The sequence below is a fragment of the Pseudomonas sp. PS02290 genome, assembly GCF_029960075.1.
In the GTDB taxonomy this organism is placed as follows: domain Bacteria; phylum Pseudomonadota; class Gammaproteobacteria; order Pseudomonadales; family Pseudomonadaceae; genus Aquipseudomonas.
Genome location: NZ_JASCOY010000047.1, coordinates 1 through 15,502, shown reverse-complemented (window position 1 = coordinate 15,502; position 15,502 = coordinate 1). Strand labels below are relative to the sequence as shown.

General features: G+C 60.2%; 11 protein-coding genes. All 11 read right to left on the bottom strand.

What is annotated here, in order from left to right; all coding sequences use genetic code 11:
- Positions 1–131: 131 nt before the first annotated feature.
- Positions 132–860, bottom strand: a complete 729-nt coding sequence (locus tag QMX88_RS18775) for a DUF2931 family protein (RefSeq protein WP_282371808.1) — start codon at positions 858–860, stop codon at positions 132–134.
- 7 nt (positions 861–867) lie between these two features.
- Positions 868–1,506: a DUF2931 family protein gene (locus QMX88_RS18770; RefSeq protein WP_282371807.1), complete on the bottom strand. Its 639-nt coding sequence runs from the start codon at positions 1,504–1,506 to the stop codon at positions 868–870.
- Entirely contained in the window at positions 1,503–5,435 is a 3,933-nt protein-coding gene (gene vgrG, locus QMX88_RS18765) for a type VI secretion system tip protein VgrG (protein WP_282371806.1), read from the bottom strand. Before vgrG ends, QMX88_RS18770 begins: the two co-directional genes overlap by 4 nt.
- The gene (gene tssH, locus QMX88_RS18760; protein WP_282371805.1) at positions 5,435–8,065 is read right to left on the bottom strand and encodes a type VI secretion system ATPase TssH; all 2,631 of its coding nucleotides are present in this window, start codon (positions 8,063–8,065) and stop codon (positions 5,435–5,437) included. The genes vgrG and tssH overlap by 1 nt, the downstream gene beginning before the upstream one ends.
- A 191-nt stretch (positions 8,066–8,256) precedes the next feature.
- Positions 8,257–8,748, bottom strand: coding sequence for an Hcp family type VI secretion system effector (locus tag QMX88_RS18755; protein ID WP_282371804.1), 492 nt, complete (start codon positions 8,746–8,748; stop codon positions 8,257–8,259).
- Between the two features lie 19 nt (positions 8,749–8,767).
- On the bottom strand, positions 8,768–10,549 hold the full coding sequence (locus QMX88_RS18750; RefSeq protein ID WP_282371803.1) for an OmpA family protein: 1,782 nt from the start codon (positions 10,547–10,549) through the stop codon (positions 8,768–8,770).
- Between the two features lie 7 nt (positions 10,550–10,556).
- Positions 10,557–11,240, bottom strand: a complete 684-nt coding sequence (gene tssL / locus QMX88_RS18745) for a type VI secretion system protein TssL, short form (protein WP_282371802.1) — start codon at positions 11,238–11,240, stop codon at positions 10,557–10,559.
- Positions 11,237–12,592 (bottom strand): type VI secretion system baseplate subunit TssK, encoded by a 1,356-nt coding sequence (gene tssK / locus QMX88_RS18740; protein WP_282371801.1) that lies wholly within the window; start codon positions 12,590–12,592, stop codon positions 11,237–11,239. The genes tssL and tssK overlap by 4 nt, the downstream gene beginning before the upstream one ends.
- Before the next feature lie 23 nt (positions 12,593–12,615).
- The gene (gene tssC, locus QMX88_RS18735) at positions 12,616–14,154 is read right to left on the bottom strand and encodes a type VI secretion system contractile sheath large subunit (RefSeq protein WP_282371800.1); all 1,539 of its coding nucleotides are present in this window, start codon (positions 14,152–14,154) and stop codon (positions 12,616–12,618) included.
- 31 nt (positions 14,155–14,185) lie between these two features.
- On the bottom strand, positions 14,186–14,689 hold the full coding sequence (tssB, locus tag QMX88_RS18730) for a type VI secretion system contractile sheath small subunit (protein WP_282371799.1): 504 nt from the start codon (positions 14,687–14,689) through the stop codon (positions 14,186–14,188).
- Between the two features lie 387 nt (positions 14,690–15,076).
- Positions 15,077–15,502, bottom strand: a 426-nt coding sequence (locus QMX88_RS18725) for an aldehyde dehydrogenase family protein (RefSeq protein ID WP_282371798.1), incomplete at its 5' end; no start/stop codon positions are given.

The window sequence follows — 15,502 nt, the reverse complement described above, 5'->3', positions numbered from 1 at the left end:
GGAGCACTCGGTAAATTGCAGTTGTGGCTGAACAGCAAATTATTGGACGCGCTACGACATTGAGGTGCCCGCTGGTAAGTCTTGACGCTGCCGTTAGGTGGCGACGAAGGTCTGTTACGCCCATGGTCAAATTACCAACTGCCATAGGGAATACCGTGCTGGTCAATCCAGGCCTGTGCCGCTGGATTTGGTGCTCTGTAATACAGCCCCTTCTTGTTCAGATAAGGGCCGCGAGGTTCGACTTCGGCCTGAAAGCGGCCTACCTCTTTAAAGCCCAAGCAAGATCCACCTACCCATACTTTTACGATTCCTCCGGGTGCCATCCCCAGTGTGATCATTTCTCGATAGTCGGTCTTCCACTGCTGATTCCATTGGCAAAGCACACGCTCGGGCCTAACCATCTCATCACGTACCCACTGTGGTATCTGAATTTTTAACTTGTAAGCCTGGGGCTCAATCAGGGACTGCCAGCGCAGGAAAATCTGGTCGGGCAGATCGACGTTATTTATAGGTTTCCCGCCCGACACCCCTTGGTGCCAGCCCTCCACTTTCCCGGTGTAACTGGCGACGCCGCCGTGAACTCGGAAGAATGCAAGTCCACGTTTGTCCAGCACATCAACGGTCTCAACCCAGACTTCCATGTGTTTTGGGGCGGCGAAACCTACGTACCAAGCCGGATACGGCAGCTTGGGGGTTGGGGGTAATCCTGGGCCGCTCGCGCAGGCGCTGAGGCTTAGTGACAGACCGGCTGCGCAAACCAGCCTTTTCAGGCGGAGAAGCAAGTCTGCAGCTGAGCCCCTTGAGCCAAGCCGCGATTTCGCCTGCGGTTGCGTGCACTGGTAGTGCTCGGGCGCACTCATGGCTGGGTTACCAACTGCCATAGGGGATGCCGTTTTGGTCTATCCAGGCTTGTGCCGCTGGATTCGGGGCTCTGTAGTAAAGCCCTTTATCGTTCATATAAGGGCCACGAGGTTCAACTTGGGCCTGAAAGCGGCCAACTTCTTTGAAGCCCAGGCATGGCCCACCCACCCAGACTTTCACAATGCCTCCCGGAGCCATTCCCAGCGTAATAGCGAATCGGTAGTCGTCTATCGATTCTTTTGAACTGCGGCAATAAACTCGCTGTGGCGTCACCATTTCATCACGGACCCACTGCGGTATCCGGATGCTGATTTTGTAAGCCTGAGGCTCCACGAGGGACTGCCAGCGCAAAAGGATTTGTTCTGGTAAGTCGACGTTGTTGATAGGTTTCCCTCCAGATGTGCCCTTATGCCAGCCCTCGGGCTTACGCGTGTAGCCGGCGACTCCGGCATGCACGTTGAAAAAAACGTATCCCCGCTGATCGAGCACATCGACGCCTTCCACCCACACTTCCATATGCCTCGGCGCGGCGAAGCCTACATACCACGCCGGATAAGGCAGCTTCACAGGTGGAGGTACTGAGCCTCCCTTTGCACAGGCACTCAGGCTGATTAGTAATACCGCTGCAAACACCAGACGTCTCATTCTGGATAGCCTTGTTGCGGACGGTTGAGATGCACACTCCTACGATTCAGCGGTGCTGGCTTGTTAAGTAAGAAGGGGCCTCGTGGGGTCCAATGCGCGGACAGGTGGATATACCGCGCTCGTAGCAACGCCTCTTCCTTAGGTTCAAGTCGTACCAGCCGGTCAGTCATTACCCGCTGCAAGATTCGCTTGGCGATAGGCAGAAGTTCATCTGGTAACTTGAAGCGTTTATCCGTCTCGGTAATAACGTCGAATGGCACTCCATGGCGCACGCAGAGATCGCGCATGACACGCAATGCAATCAGGCTAAGTTCGCCATGCACTGGGCGTTCGAGCAGCACTGTTATCCAGTAGTCCTGCACGACCGCCTTAGCTTTGCCGCGAGGGTTAGTTGCTGCAGGCCAGGCTTTCACCGCAATGTAGCCATCGCGAGCCACGCCTGATTCGCGCAGTACTTTGGCGTCTGCCTCTGCACGGGCCCAGGCGGTGTGGGACTCAACCCTTTGACCGGTCGGAACGCTGGCCTTGCAGGGCTGCGTCATCCACAACTTTTCTCGCGCTCGTGGGAGATAGCCCCCACCGACATCGGAGTGAGCGCCCGGCAGGCCTATCTGAAGGTGCGTGTGGTGAACATTATTGAGAGAAAAGTCGGCGCGATATTCGTCGAGCGCTTGAAGGTGAATAACTTGCCGAGCGCAGTCGGGTGGCAGGTATAAATTGACTCCGCGATTCATGTCATCGCCGGGACTAAAGTCACCACGGGACGGGGTCGAGATTGCCGCAACGGTATCGAATATGGCGATTAAGTTGATGAACACGTCTGTTGAAGCGTCGAAGCTGTTTCGCAAACCAAGACTTCCGGCCGTAAGGATTTCGCCAAATACACCGCACTGGGGTTTGAGAAACTCATTGGCGCAATGACGCGCCGCCGCTGCACCACGACTGAAACCAAAGATATCGACCTCTATCTTTTGGATCGACATGTCGGGGTTAGTCTGCTCAAAAAAGCGTAGCTGTGCTTTGAGTAGGGCTGGCGCCTGCTTTACCCGAGCTATTACGCCAGTTTCGCCTTGGCCAAGGCCCTGCCCGATCAAGATGGCATCCTTGCCACCGCTGCGGGTGCCTATACCGTCTATGTACGCCTTGATGTACCCGGTTTCTGCTTCAGCCGCTATGCCATCAACCGCGTTGTCCGGATACAGCTGATACAAATACGCCACGTTACTCGGCGCATTCCCATAACTGTTATTCGGCGCGCTGTTAAACGCACTCCCGTCAAACTCCCCAAACCCATACTGCTTGCACGTCGCCGCAATACTCTCCAGCTCTTCACGGCTGAAACTGTCCAAATCCGATTGTCGGCACTGTGCGGTCGCCGCCGCATTACTCTGGTTATTCCCGGTCCCGTCAAAGAACAACCCGATGCGCAAGGTGATGCCTTCGGTGATTTCCTCTTCCTCTTCTTCCTCCTCAAGTGGCTCGGGCTGTTTAACCGGCGCAGCATTTTTAATCATGCTCCGTTCGTAGTGAATGTTGCCGCCGCTGAAGCTGGGCCAGAACTCGTGCAGTTCCGGCGGAATATCCAGCAGCGGTGGCAAGGCCGGCAGTTCAACCTCCTGTGCGGCTTTCGGTCTGAAGTCGAAGTGCGCGGCTTTGATGAGATAGTCGCCGGCGGTGCCGGATTCAATACTGCATTGTTCGATCGCCACGTAACTTCCACCCGCGTTGAGGACGATCCGCTTCTTCGCCGTGATGTGAATTTCATCTTCGGTGCTGGTGATGTTTATGCCCCGGCGAGCGAGTAATTCCAGATCATTGTTCTGTGCCTGGATGCTCACCGGGCCTTCGTTGGAGATCAGTTTCAGGCCGACCTTGCGAACGAACAGGCTCAAGCCCTGGCCGATACCCATGAACAGTTTCTTGACCACGCTGATGTCGGCGTGGCCGCCCGCGTTGAGCATCAGGTTGTCTTGCGCGGCCAGTTGCAGATGTTTGCCGCTGGTCAGGGCAATGCCGTCCGGAGCGCTGAGCAGCAACACCGAGGATTTGAGCGCGTCCAGATCCTGTTTGAGCAGATCGAGTTGCGCCTGGACGCCAGCGGCATCGGCGTGACTAATGTCAGCATCTGCGGAGATTGTTTTCAGCTGCTCGCCGGCACTCTGCAAGCGACCGATTGCGGCACTCATGTCGAGCTGCTTGCCCTGCGCTTTGGCCTGGCCATCCGCGCTGATAAACACCCCACGCCCGGCCCGAATCGCACCCCAGCCATCGGTGCGCAATTCAAAGCCTTCGCCGCGCCTATCCTTCTCTTTGTCGACCAGATGCCCAAGGTTTAGCTGGCTCTTGCCGCTGTGTTCGGTGCTGAGCTTGATGTGCTCTTTGCCGCGATCGTCTTCCATGCGCAGCTTGTTATTGGCTGGCGTGCGCAGGACGTTGCGCTTGTAGTCACTGCGCGTGAGGGTGACGTGATCGGGATGGCGACTGTCATGAAGGGCGTGAGCGATGTACGGCCGATCCGGGTCGCCCTGCTCAAACACGATCGCCACCTCGGTCCCGCAAATCAGCGGCAGGTGCAGGCCGTGGGTATCGCCTGCGTACGGACGGGCGAGGCGCAACCAAAGGCTTTCCTCACCCAGTTTCCAGCTGTCTCGGTCAAACAGAAAGCTGACCTTGTAACGACCTTCACTATCAATATGGCTATACGGATCGTTGGCCAGCGAACTGGTGACCCGCGCCGGAACAGTCCCGGCTATTTGCGGTTTCGCCAGCAACGGCGGCCGAAAACACACGCTCTCGGAATACGGAATCGCTTCAAAGCTCAACTCAAAACTGCGATCCCGCGCCGCACGCAACCGTAGCCTTGTGAGCACCGCTCCCGGCTCAAACGCCTGAGGCGCACCACCGGAAATCGCCAGCACCTGCGCCAATCCCAACGAAGCGCTGCTGCTCACGCCACTTAAGCGAGTCTGATCATTCAGATACCGCTCATGCCGCAACCGCCCATAGAAAAACCCGCTTTCCCCTTCTAAATCCTCATCCTGATCCAGCTTGTCGCCAAGCACCTTGTACGGCTCGGCATAGTGGTAGGCCTCGCCGTAGGTCGTGGAATCCCCCCGCGTCTGATCGACATCGCCATCCAGCCACGCACTCGAATCTCTATGGTGGTAAGCCCGAAAATGAACGCTCTGCTCCACCACCTCATGGCTGACCTGCAGCCCCCAAACCCCATCCTGACCGCTGCTACCCAACCCCGACTGAGGCCGAAACGGCAAGCTCACCCGAGGCCGAACGTAATGCCGCTGATCATCATGAAACTCGACGACCGCAATCCCCAATCGCTCATCGTTAGTGAAGCGATACCAGATCCCCACCTCAGCCAACAGCCGCGAAACAAACGCGAGATCACTCTCGGCGTACTGCATCACCTGCTCACGCTTCGGGTACTCCCGCACCAACGTGAACAGAAAATCCTGCCCCTCAAAATCGTGCCGCGACCGCAAGATACTCTCGACAATCTCCGGCACCGACTGATGCTGATAAATCCGAAACTGCCGTCCACGGGCCAGCAACGCCAGGCGCGGTTCGAGCGTCACTTCATAGCGCGCCTCGTCAGCAGAACCCGACAGCCGTTTAAACCCGGTAATCACCCCATGCAGCGTCCGCAGCGCCTGAACCTTAGGCACCGCCAAGCCACGAATCGCCACCGGCAACGTGTGGGCCGCCGCATGCAGACTGAACTGCGCATCCTGTCCGAGCATCCGCTCGGCGCCGATGTCCCGCTCAACCGAGGTAAATTCCACCCGGTAATGAAAGGGCTGACTCAGGCGTTCTTCACCCTCAAACGCCAGCACATCAAGCGCGACAGGCAGGTTAAGAACGGTCAGCTTGTGACGGCTATGGTCGAAAAACACCCCAATGGAATCGTTCATCATTCACCCTCCACCGAAGCCAGGGCTCCGACGAACTCAAGGGTGATGCCCTCCTCCTCGCAGTGCCCCAGCACCACGCCCCGCGTAGCCAATCGCGCGGCCTGGCGCTGCAGCAGTTGCTGACTCAGCACCGGCAAAATCTGCTGATTGAGCAAGCTGTCGATGTTCCGCGCGCCGCTGTCGGGGAGCAGGCAGGCCTCCACCAGCGCGTCATGCAGGCGCTCGTCGATCCGGCAGTCCAGCCCGTAATGCCGGCGCAACCGCTCCGCCACTTTGCCCAGCTTGAGCGCGACGATGCGTTTGAGCGCAGGCGCCTGCAGCGGCCGGTAAATCAACGTCTGAAAGCGCGCCAGCAACGCCGGCTGAAAGTGCTCGCGCAGCACCGGCCGCAGTTGCTCGTGGACCTCCCCGTCGAGCGCTTCGGGGTTCCCCAGCAGGTAGTCCTGCAACAGGTCGCTGCCCAGGTTGGAAGTCATGACGATGACGGTGTTGCGGAAGTCGATTTCGCGCCCTTCGCCGTCCCGCATGAAGCCCCGATCGAAGACCTGATAAAACAGGTTGAGCACGTCGCGGTGGGCCTTTTCCACTTCATCGAGCAGCACGACGCTGTAAGGTCGCTGGCGCACCGCTTCGGTGAGCACGCCCCCTTGTCCGTAGCCGACGTAACCGGGCGGCGCGCCTTTCAACTGGCTGACGGTGTGGGCTTCCTGGTACTCGGACAGGTTCAGGGTGATCAGCGATTCCTCGCCGCCAAACAGGATGTCGGCCAGCGCCAGGGCGGTTTCGGTCTTGCCGATCCCGCTGCTGCCCACCAGCAGGAATACGCCCAGCGGAGCGTTTTCTTCAGTTAGTCCGGTTTTCGCGGCGCGCAGTCGTTGAGCCAGCGCCGTCAATGCGCGGTCCTGCCCGATGACGCGGGATGCCAACGACTGCTCCAGCGTCAGCAGGCTGGCCTGTTCGTCCTTGAGCAGGCTGCTCAGGGGCACGCCGGTCCAGTCGGCGATGACCTGGGCGACGCTGCGATCGTCGACGTCCAGCGACAACAGCGGTGCGTCGCCCTGAACCGCCTTGAGCCGGGCCTGCAGATCCGCGCAGATGTCGGCGTCGAAGACCTCACCATGGCGGGCCGCGAGCAAGGTCTGCGCGAGATCAAGTTCGTTGGCATGCTGGTCCTGCAGTCGCGCCAGCTCATCACTCAGGGATAACAGCTGCTCGGCGATGACCGCCATACGTTCATCGGCGTTGCGTCCACTGATGCGCCGATCGTCTTGCAACGCCAGACGTTCCTGCTCCAGCGCAGACTGCCGGGCCTTGCTCGCGATCAGCGCCTGGGGTTGGCAATCCAGGCTCATGCGCACCCTGGCGCTGGCGGTATCGAGCAGGTCGACGGCTTTGTCCGGCAACTGGCGGCCGGGCAGATAGCGGCGCGACAGCACCACCGCGGCCTGGATTGCGGCGTCCTCGATGTGCACGCCGTGGTGGCTGGCGTAGCGGGCCTTCAACCCGCGCAGCATGACCATCGCGGTGGCGTCATCCGGCTCGTCGACCTTGACGGTCTGGAAGCGCCGCTCGAGCGCCGGATCGCGCTCGAAGTACTGCTTGTATTCGCTCCAGGTGGTTGCGGCGATGGTGCGCAGTTCGCCACGGGCCAGGGCGGGCTTGAGCAGATTGGCAGCGTCGGCGCCTCCCGCCTGATTGCCCGCGCCGATCAGCGTGTGGGCTTCGTCGATGAACAGCAGCACCGGGTGCTCGGCCTGCTGCACGGCCTCGATCACGTCTTTGAGGCGCTGTTCGAATTCGCCCTTGACCCCGGCGCCGGCTTGCAACAGCCCGAGATCCAGCGTCCGCACGCTCACCGGTTTCAGGCTGGCCGGCACGTTGCCTGCGACGATGCGCAGGGCCAGCCCTTCGACCAGCGCGGTTTTGCCGACGCCCGGCTCGCCCACCAGAATCGGGTTGTTCTTGCGCCGACGGCTGAGGATGTCGATGACCTGACGAATCTCGTCGTCACGGCCCAGCACAGGATCGATCTCGCCGTTGCGCGCTTTCTCGGTGATGTCCTGGGTAAATCTTGTCAGCACAGGGTTGTCCGCAGCAGTCGTCATCGAATCCACGGGCACAGCATCGGGAGCAACATCCAGCCCTTGTCCCGCCTGCGCACGCTCATCGGAATGCTCGTCCAAAAACGGCAGCAAATGGCGCAACTGCACCTCGCTCAAACTCAGCAACGGCCAGGCCTCTACACACGCCAGCAAGTCGGGGCTTTCGATCAGCGCCGCCAGGACGTGGGCGGAGCGCAGTTGCTCGTTGTCCTCGTCCATCGAGGCGCGCACCCAGGCGTTCTTGATCAGCCGCTGCAATTTTTCACACAGCTGCGGCTTGGCCTGGACGCTGCGCGGCAGGCGATCAATGTGGTCGAGCAAGCCGGTCCACAGCGCTTGGATGTCCCACTCGTAACGCCGGCCGATCAGCACCAGATCGCCGTCGCCCTGCCCCAGCAGTTTCAGCAGCCAGTGCTCGATGGTGATGTGGCCGTGGCCGCGACTCTGGCACAGCGTTGCCGCCGCGCTGAGGGCCTGGGCGCAGAAAGGGTTGAGGCGGCGAAGCAAACGGGAGGAGCTCTGTGCCATGGGTTATCGTCCTTGAACGGAAGGAGTAATTAGCGCCGACGAGACCGTTGAGCGGTCGGCGCCTCGCTGTTTTTTCGGGGGAAACGTGCCGTGTAGATGTGCTTGGCGCAGCGGCAGCGAACGGCCGTTCAACCCAGCACACCGCAGCCGGCAGACAGCCATGCAAAAGCCTGCCTGCCGGCCTTGCAGCGTCAGGCGGTCTGGCGTTCGTTCCACGAGTCGGAGTGGATGATGTTGCCGTCCTTGTAGGTCCAGGTGACCTTCTCGTAACGCAGCTCGACCATCTCCAGGTGGTTGTGCTTCTCCTTCGCCGGGTCCTTCACGTCGTGCATTTTCGGCGCGACGCGCACGACCTTGACGTTCTCCAGCAGGGTGTTGAAGTACTCGACTTCCTGGCCGGCGTCGTCGATGCGGTACCACTTGAACTCGGCGCTTTTCAGGGGCTGGCCGGTGCCGACGGCCTTGTACAGGTACGGGCTGCTGGCATCGATTTCCTTGGTGAACAGGAACGGCGTGTGCACCCGGGCGCCGGTCAATTTGCCGGTGTTGTTGTCGGTGGGGATGTACACGCTGTGGTCCTGGGCGACCACTTCGACGCTGCCTTCCCGGGACTGCACGTTGACCGAACCTTTGATGTCAGCGCCGCCGTCATCTTTGAGCCAGAGGTAAACGGGAATTGCCATGTGAAACTCCTTGCTTGGGTTATCGAGTGCCGCGAAATGCGACGGGGGTAGCCGGCCCGGCCCCGGCAGAAAGCGACCCGCAGGCTCCCTCTTCCGGCACCAGGCGGATGTCGACGCGGCGATTGGCCCTGCGTCCGTGTTCGGTGTCATTGCTGGCGATCGGTTGACTGGCGCCGAAGCCCTGCACGGCAAAGCAACTGCCGGGAATGCCGCCCATGCGTTGCATCCAGTCGCGCACCGAGGCGGCGCGGTCGCGGGACAGGCGCAGGTTCTGTTCTGCACTGCCGGTGGCATCGGTGTGTCCGGTGACGACGATCAACCAACCGGGTCTGGCCTTGATGCCGACCAGTGCGTTGATCAGCACCTGGGTCGATTCCGGCTTCAGCTCGGCGCTGCCGATGTTGAACAGCGACAGCGTGTCCAGACGCACGGGGCCGGCCGCCTGCACCGTCTCGGTTGGCGGTTGGTAACGGCCGATGGCGTGCCAGACCCTGATGCGCAGCTGTTCGGCGCGGTACAGGCCGAGGCCCAGTGACCGAGGCTCGCCGTGGCGGTAGTAGTCATCCAGCCGTCGGGCGTCGTCGTGCAGGACGGTCAACGCCGCTTCGCGCAGCGCCACCGCCCGCTGGTCCTCGCGGGCGGTTTCGTTGATCGAGGCATAGCGGCGCAGGTCGTCACCGACCTGGCGGATCAACAAGGTGTTCTGCCGGGCCGAGCTCGACATCGCGATGACGGCGGCGAAAGCCGTCAGCCAGATGCCGATGACACTGGCGCGCCGTGCGGCGGTGTTGCCGGTGTGTCGGGGCAGCAGCTCCAGCAGGCAATCCGGCACGGGCAAAACACCGACCGTGCTGCTCGTCAAATGGGTCGGCACCAGCGCAGTCTTCGCCTGTATCCAGTGCTGCCAGACGCTGCCCGGAACCTGTTCCGGCAAACGAGGCACGCGGCAGATTGCGTAGGCCACCGGCAGCCGCGCGCTTTGACGGCCAAGGCGGGAGAAGTGCGGGGCCACAGACTGCTCCAGCCACGCGCCGTGGGTATTCATCTGCACCGCGATGTGCACTCGGTGAGTGAGAGCGGCGCGGTCTTGGCGTTGCCAGTCCTCGACGCTGGCGCAGGTGCCGTTGCTTCTAACCCGCGCCGAGGGCCTGCCATTTTCCCAGCTGAACCACACAGATGGGTCGCTCGAACCGGCCTCTTCTCGGGTGAAGCCGGTCCCACAAACATCGCGCGTATCCTGGGACGCTTGCTGATAACTCACGACCCACAGCGGTAACGTCAGCGCGCGCTTGCGGACCACGGACAGCTGATGGGTCAGCGCACGAAGCTGGCCATCCAGTTTCGAGCTGTCAGTGTGTTGAGACGGATTGACCACACACATGACGCTCATCTGCGCACGCCATTGCGAACGCGCTGCCAGCAGCGCTGCGACCAGACCGGGCAATCGCTCAATATTCGGCACGCTGACGTAACACCCGCTCGCCGTCGTCCGCACGGCGGTTTGCTCGGCGATATCAACATTTAGATCAGCAGCAAAAAGCGCCGACGATCCCTGCCCGCACACCAGCACCACGGGCAGGCGGTACTCACTGCCGGGCAAGGCTCGAAACTCATCCAGCCTTGGCGGACCACCGAGACGGGAAGAACCTCGACCCGCCAGCAGCCAGCCCCCGGCCACCAGCATCAGGGCGCCCACCACAGACAGGGCTTGAGCGACTAGGCTCAGGGGCAAGACGCTGATCACCATCAGCGCCATACATCCCGACCACAGCGCAAGTGCACGCATCAACTTGAGTGTCATGGGCGCGTCACACCCGCTCGGTCACAAGGGAGGCCACCAGAGCCGCCAGATGCGAATCCAGCACCCACCAGACGCCCGCCAGCAGCACACCGGCCACCAGCAGATGCAGCAAGGGTGCGCGCAACCATCCCGGCAAAGGCTTGCGGCCCCGTGCGTCGATCCACGTCGGCAGCGGCTGATCCAGGGTCACCGGTGCAACCCGGGTGGTCAACTCAGCCATCAGTTGCTGACGCTCGGGGTGATTCGGCTCTTTGTAGCGACCAAGAAAGCCCAGCATCAGCACGCGGTGATACACCCGCAGCACGCTCGGGTCCGGGGACGGCTCGTGCAGCACTTCGCGCATTTCTTCGTAAAGAAACTGCCCCGCCTGATGACGTCCGAAGTAATGCGCCTGAAGCGGTTCGTGGGTCCATTTCGCGCGGGCACTGGCATCGGCGTGGACCAGCACGGTTTCGTCCAGCAGCGCGCATTGCGCGTGACTGATGAAATCGACATTGCGCTGGCTGACACCGGCTTGCGTCAGCGCATCGCGGACCCCCACCACCTGCCGGGTGCACACCTCCCAGAGCGCGTCGCTGTCTGGAGCCGACGCGCCGTGGCGCAACTCGACCACCAACAGGTAACTGTCCTGCATCAGTTGATCTACATCGACGGACCCGGGAGCCGCTTGGCTTTTGATTGGCCGGCTCATGAGCGCAGTACCGCAAACAGCTCAAGCTTGACGTCCGGCAGCGTTGCCGGGACGTAGAACGCGCAGACCCCTTCGGCGAGCACGGCCTGACCGCTCGGATGGGCAAAATCGAGGGCGAAATACTGGTTTTCGAGACGCAGCGGGATCGCCGCCGGGACGTGACTGAGGGGCTGCAGCGGAACACCGTCCAGCGCGGCATTGATCAACTGATCGACGTCGTCCGGTGTGCCGATTTTGCACAGCCGCGGGAACTGCGCCTGCAATTGGGCCGGGGCCTCGCGGCAGCGCACCGACAGATAAAAGTCAGCGGCGTCGGCTTCGCGCAGGCGCGGGTCGTTGAAGGTCACTTGCCAGCGACCCGGGATCACCCGCTCCAGCTCCAGGGCAATCACCCGAGACGGCAGACTGGCTTCGAGCAACGTCGAGATCATCTGCATCAACGGCGGCAACACGGTTTCCAGGTCGTCGTGGCGGTAGGCCGGAATGGCGTCAACGTCGTGTTCGAGGGAGAACGTCAGCAGAGCCCCCGCCAGTTTCACCAGTTCCTGATACACCTGCTCGGGATGGCGCGCCGGGCTGGCCTTGAAATCGGCGAGCACGGGTTGATAGGTGTTCAGCGCATTGAGCAGCCAGAACAGCGAAACATCGGCCACCGCGAAGTCGGCCATGCGCTGATTGCTCTCGCGGCGCATGCCCATCAAGCGATGGCGCTTGGACGCCAGTTGGGTCAGCAGATTGTCCAGTTGGACCTGCAAACCGAGGTGCCCGGCGAAGCTCAACAGCGGCGGCACGAAGGCTTCGTCCAGGCACGCGCGTCCCTGCCCGTCACGCACCAACCGGGCGACCGGACAAGTCAGGTAATCAGCGTTGTCATCGCTGGCCAGACGCAGGCTGAGCATGTGCTCGAGCACACCGATCGACTGTTGATCGTCGCCGTACAGATCCTGCACCTCGCGCCAATTCTGGCGGTAACGCACGGGCCGGTCGGCGCGGGCGCTCTCGAACAGGCAATTGCCGCCGTTGGCCTGCTCCAGCGGCAGGCACAACAGCACCGTCGCGCCCTGCCCCGAGTCGATCGGGATCTGTTCGAGGGCCAGCGCGGCGGGCAGCCGATCAACGCTGTCGGTGTCGATCAGCGTGCCATCCGGCAACCGCACCCGCAGCGCGGACGCCTTGAGTTTGCCCAGCCGCAACGCCTCAAGATCAAAGGTCGCCCTCTGCACACCCCACGGATGAACCCGCGACAGATGCGCAATGCATTCGTTGGTCCAGGCTTCCCAGCGCGCTTGCTGCTGGAATTGCTGCTGGGATAACAGCGCCCCGGCAGCCCAGAGAGGTCGGTCGATTTTCATGTTGTGCTCACCTATGGCCGACGTCAGGTTTTGGCTTTGGGCATCTGGGAAACCAGCGAAAGGTTCACGTCCATGCCTTCCACCTGGAAATGCGGCACGGCGTACAACTTCACGCGGAAGAAGCCGGGGTTGTCGTCGATGTCCTCCACCGTCACCCGGGCGTCTCGCAGCGGATGGGAGGCCTGCAAATCGTCCCCCGGGTCAGTCATCTCGGTGACCAGCCCGCTGATCCACTTATTCAATTCCAGTTCCAGCAGACGCCGGTCTTTGGTGGTGCCGATGTTTTCGCGCTTAATCAATTTCAAATAATGCGCAATGCGCGACAGTAGAAAGATGTAAGGCAGGCGCGAGTTGATCCGGCTGTTGGCCGTGGCATCGGCGGTGTCATACAGCGCAGGTTTTTGTGTTGAATTGGCGGAGAAGAAACACGCGTAATCGCGGTTCTTGTAATAGGAGAGCGGAATAAAGCCCAGATTGGCGAATTCAAACTCCCGGGTTTCCGGGATCATCACTTCCGACGGAATCTTCACCTGACTGCCGGTGCCGAGGTCATATAAATGAATGGGCAGATCCGTCACTGCACCACCGGACTGTGGCCCGCGAATTTGTACACACCAGCCGTTATTGACGAAACTCTTCACCATGTTTGCAGCGAAGGCAAAAGAAGCATTGGTCCACAGGTATTTGCTGTGATCGGTGCCTTTAACACTTTCCACATAATTGAAACTGCGCACCGGAATCGTGTCCGGCCCATAGGGCAGCCGTCCCAGCACGCGCGGCATGGTCAAACCGATATAACGGGAATCGTCGGTGTCGCGGAATGACTTCCATTTGATGTATTCCGCGCGATCAAAGTAATTACCGATGTCTTTGATGGCGGCGACTTCTTCCATGGTGTCCTTGCCGAAGAAGGCCGGCCCCACCGAACCAATGAACGGCATGTGCGCTGCCGCCGCGACCTTCGATATGTTGCGAAGCAGCGCGATGTCTTGCGGGCTGCGATCAAACTCGTAACTGGAAACAGCCGCCGCAATGGGTTCACCGCCGGGCGTGTCGTACTCCTGGGTATAGGTGTGCATGTACAGACCGCTTTGAGCGATCTCGGGGGCGTCTTCGAAATCCTGGACCAGATGGTCCTTACTGATGTCCAGCAACTCGATGCGCACGTTCTGCCGGAAGTCGGTCTGATCGATCAGCGACTTCACCCCGCGCCATGTGGACTCGACCCGCTGGAAGTCCGGGTGGTGCATGACGGCATCAAGCTGACGGCTGATCTGCGCGTCCAGCGAGGCGATGTGTTCGTCGAGCAGGGTTTTGTCGAGACGCTGCACCTTGCGCGACGAGCCCTTGAGCAGGTTGAGGAACACGCTGACCGCCGCGGTCACGCGCTCATCGGCGGAGATCTCCGACAGCGCCTCGTTGTTCTGAAACGCCTCGATATCGCCGAGGGCTGAAACCGGGTTGAGGTTTATTTTTGAAAACAGCGCGTTATAGACGCCGGTGCTTTCTTCGGACAAAACGGTGCCACCGCCTGATACTGCGGAAGAGTGTTTCGAGGACATGTTTGATACCTGCTATCAGAGACCCGGGTGATTAACGCTCTGGGGGTGCGGCGAGTACGGCCAGTTCGGCGCGCAACTCATCACTGAGCGTTTCGTCTTTGACGATGCGTTCAAGTTCGTGACGGAAGGTCGCGTTGTCGAGCAGGTTTGATTTGAGATCACGCAACAGGTTGCGGGTCGCCAGCAACGCGCGCAGTGACGGTATTTGTCTGGCGACCTGTTCTGGCTCGAAGTCTTTCATTTTCTGGAAGTTCAAATCCACGGAAGCATCCGAACCGTCGTCGGCGAAGGTGTTTTCAACGGTGAGTTTTAATGCAGGGGAAAATTCCGCCAGCACACTGTCGAAATTGTTTTTATTGATATTGATTTTGCTGCGTTCGGACAATGGCCGATCTTCCTGGCCGTTGCTGTAATCCCCGAGCACCATCAATTTGAGCGGGAGTTCGACTTTTTTCTGCGCACCGCCCGTGTGCAAATCAAGTTTTATATTGACCCGCGCTTTGGGCACTTCATTTTGAAAGCTGTTTGAAGCCATAACTCCTCCGTCGAAAATGCCACACGTCACAAAGGGGAATATCTGGATCGCAGGGCCTTTTTATCAGCCGAGCGTCCGTGACCCAAGCGATCAAGTTTTAACAAGTGTGAGCAGCGAATGGGTTGATGAAGTTTTCATCGAATTCGGGAAGCGGCAAGGCTAATTCCCTACGAATAAAAACTCTACCCACCAAAGACAGGAAGAGAGGTGTCCTACGGAAGTCTAGAATCCTTCCTACAAAATAATCCCGGACAGTGGAACGGCTGCAGAATTAAAAGGCGTACGCAATACAGTGGCGGCGGGGTTTAAGGTACAGATATAAAAAACTGCAAGCGGTTGAACAGCATCAGCTGTGCAACACGCCTGCGGCTATTTCGAGCAAATGAATCAGAAGATGTAATCGGTGGTCAGGAACGTCGATTCGCGGTTATGGATGATGTCGCTGATCAGCGCCTTGTTGCTTTCCTGGAACTTGGTCGCCACCAGGGTGCGGATCGAGAACACGCGCAGCGCATCGTCCACCGACAGCGTGCCTTCGGCCGAATTCTTGCGGCCGTTGAACGGGAAGCTGTCCGGACCGCGCTGGCACTGAGCGTTGATGTTGATCCGCCCCACCTGATTGGCGAACGCGTCGACCAGACGCCCGACCTGCTTGGAGTCGTTGCCGAAGATACTCAGTTGCTGGCCGAAATCGGAATCCAGCACGTACTCGATCACCGTTTCCAGATCGCGGTACGCCACCACCGGCACCACGGGCCCGAACTGTTCTTCGTGGTAAACGCGCATGTCCGGCGTGACCGGGTACAACACGGC

Excerpts from the sequence above, each read along its gene's own strand:
- QMX88_RS18775 (WP_282371808.1), bottom strand. The coding sequence starts at position 860 with ATGAGTGCGCCCGAGCACTACCAGTGCACGCAACCGCAGGCGAAATCG.
- QMX88_RS18770 (WP_282371807.1), bottom strand. The coding sequence starts at position 1,506 with ATGAGACGTCTGGTGTTTGCAGCGGTATTACTAATCAGCCTGAGTGCC.
- vgrG (WP_282371806.1), bottom strand. The coding sequence starts at position 5,435 with ATGAACGATTCCATTGGGGTGTTTTTCGACCATAGCCGTCACAAGCTG.
- tssH (WP_282371805.1), bottom strand. The coding sequence starts at position 8,065 with ATGGCACAGAGCTCCTCCCGTTTGCTTCGCCGCCTCAACCCTTTCTGC.
- QMX88_RS18755 (WP_282371804.1), bottom strand. The coding sequence starts at position 8,748 with ATGGCAATTCCCGTTTACCTCTGGCTCAAAGATGACGGCGGCGCTGAC.
- QMX88_RS18750 (WP_282371803.1), bottom strand. The coding sequence starts at position 10,549 with ATGACACTCAAGTTGATGCGTGCACTTGCGCTGTGGTCGGGATGTATG.
- tssL (WP_282371802.1), bottom strand. The coding sequence starts at position 11,240 with ATGAGCCGGCCAATCAAAAGCCAAGCGGCTCCCGGGTCCGTCGATGTA.
- tssK (WP_282371801.1), bottom strand. The coding sequence starts at position 12,592 with ATGAAAATCGACCGACCTCTCTGGGCTGCCGGGGCGCTGTTATCCCAG.
- tssC (WP_282371800.1), bottom strand. The coding sequence starts at position 14,154 with ATGTCCTCGAAACACTCTTCCGCAGTATCAGGCGGTGGCACCGTTTTG.
- tssB (WP_282371799.1), bottom strand. The coding sequence starts at position 14,689 with ATGGCTTCAAACAGCTTTCAAAATGAAGTGCCCAAAGCGCGGGTCAAT.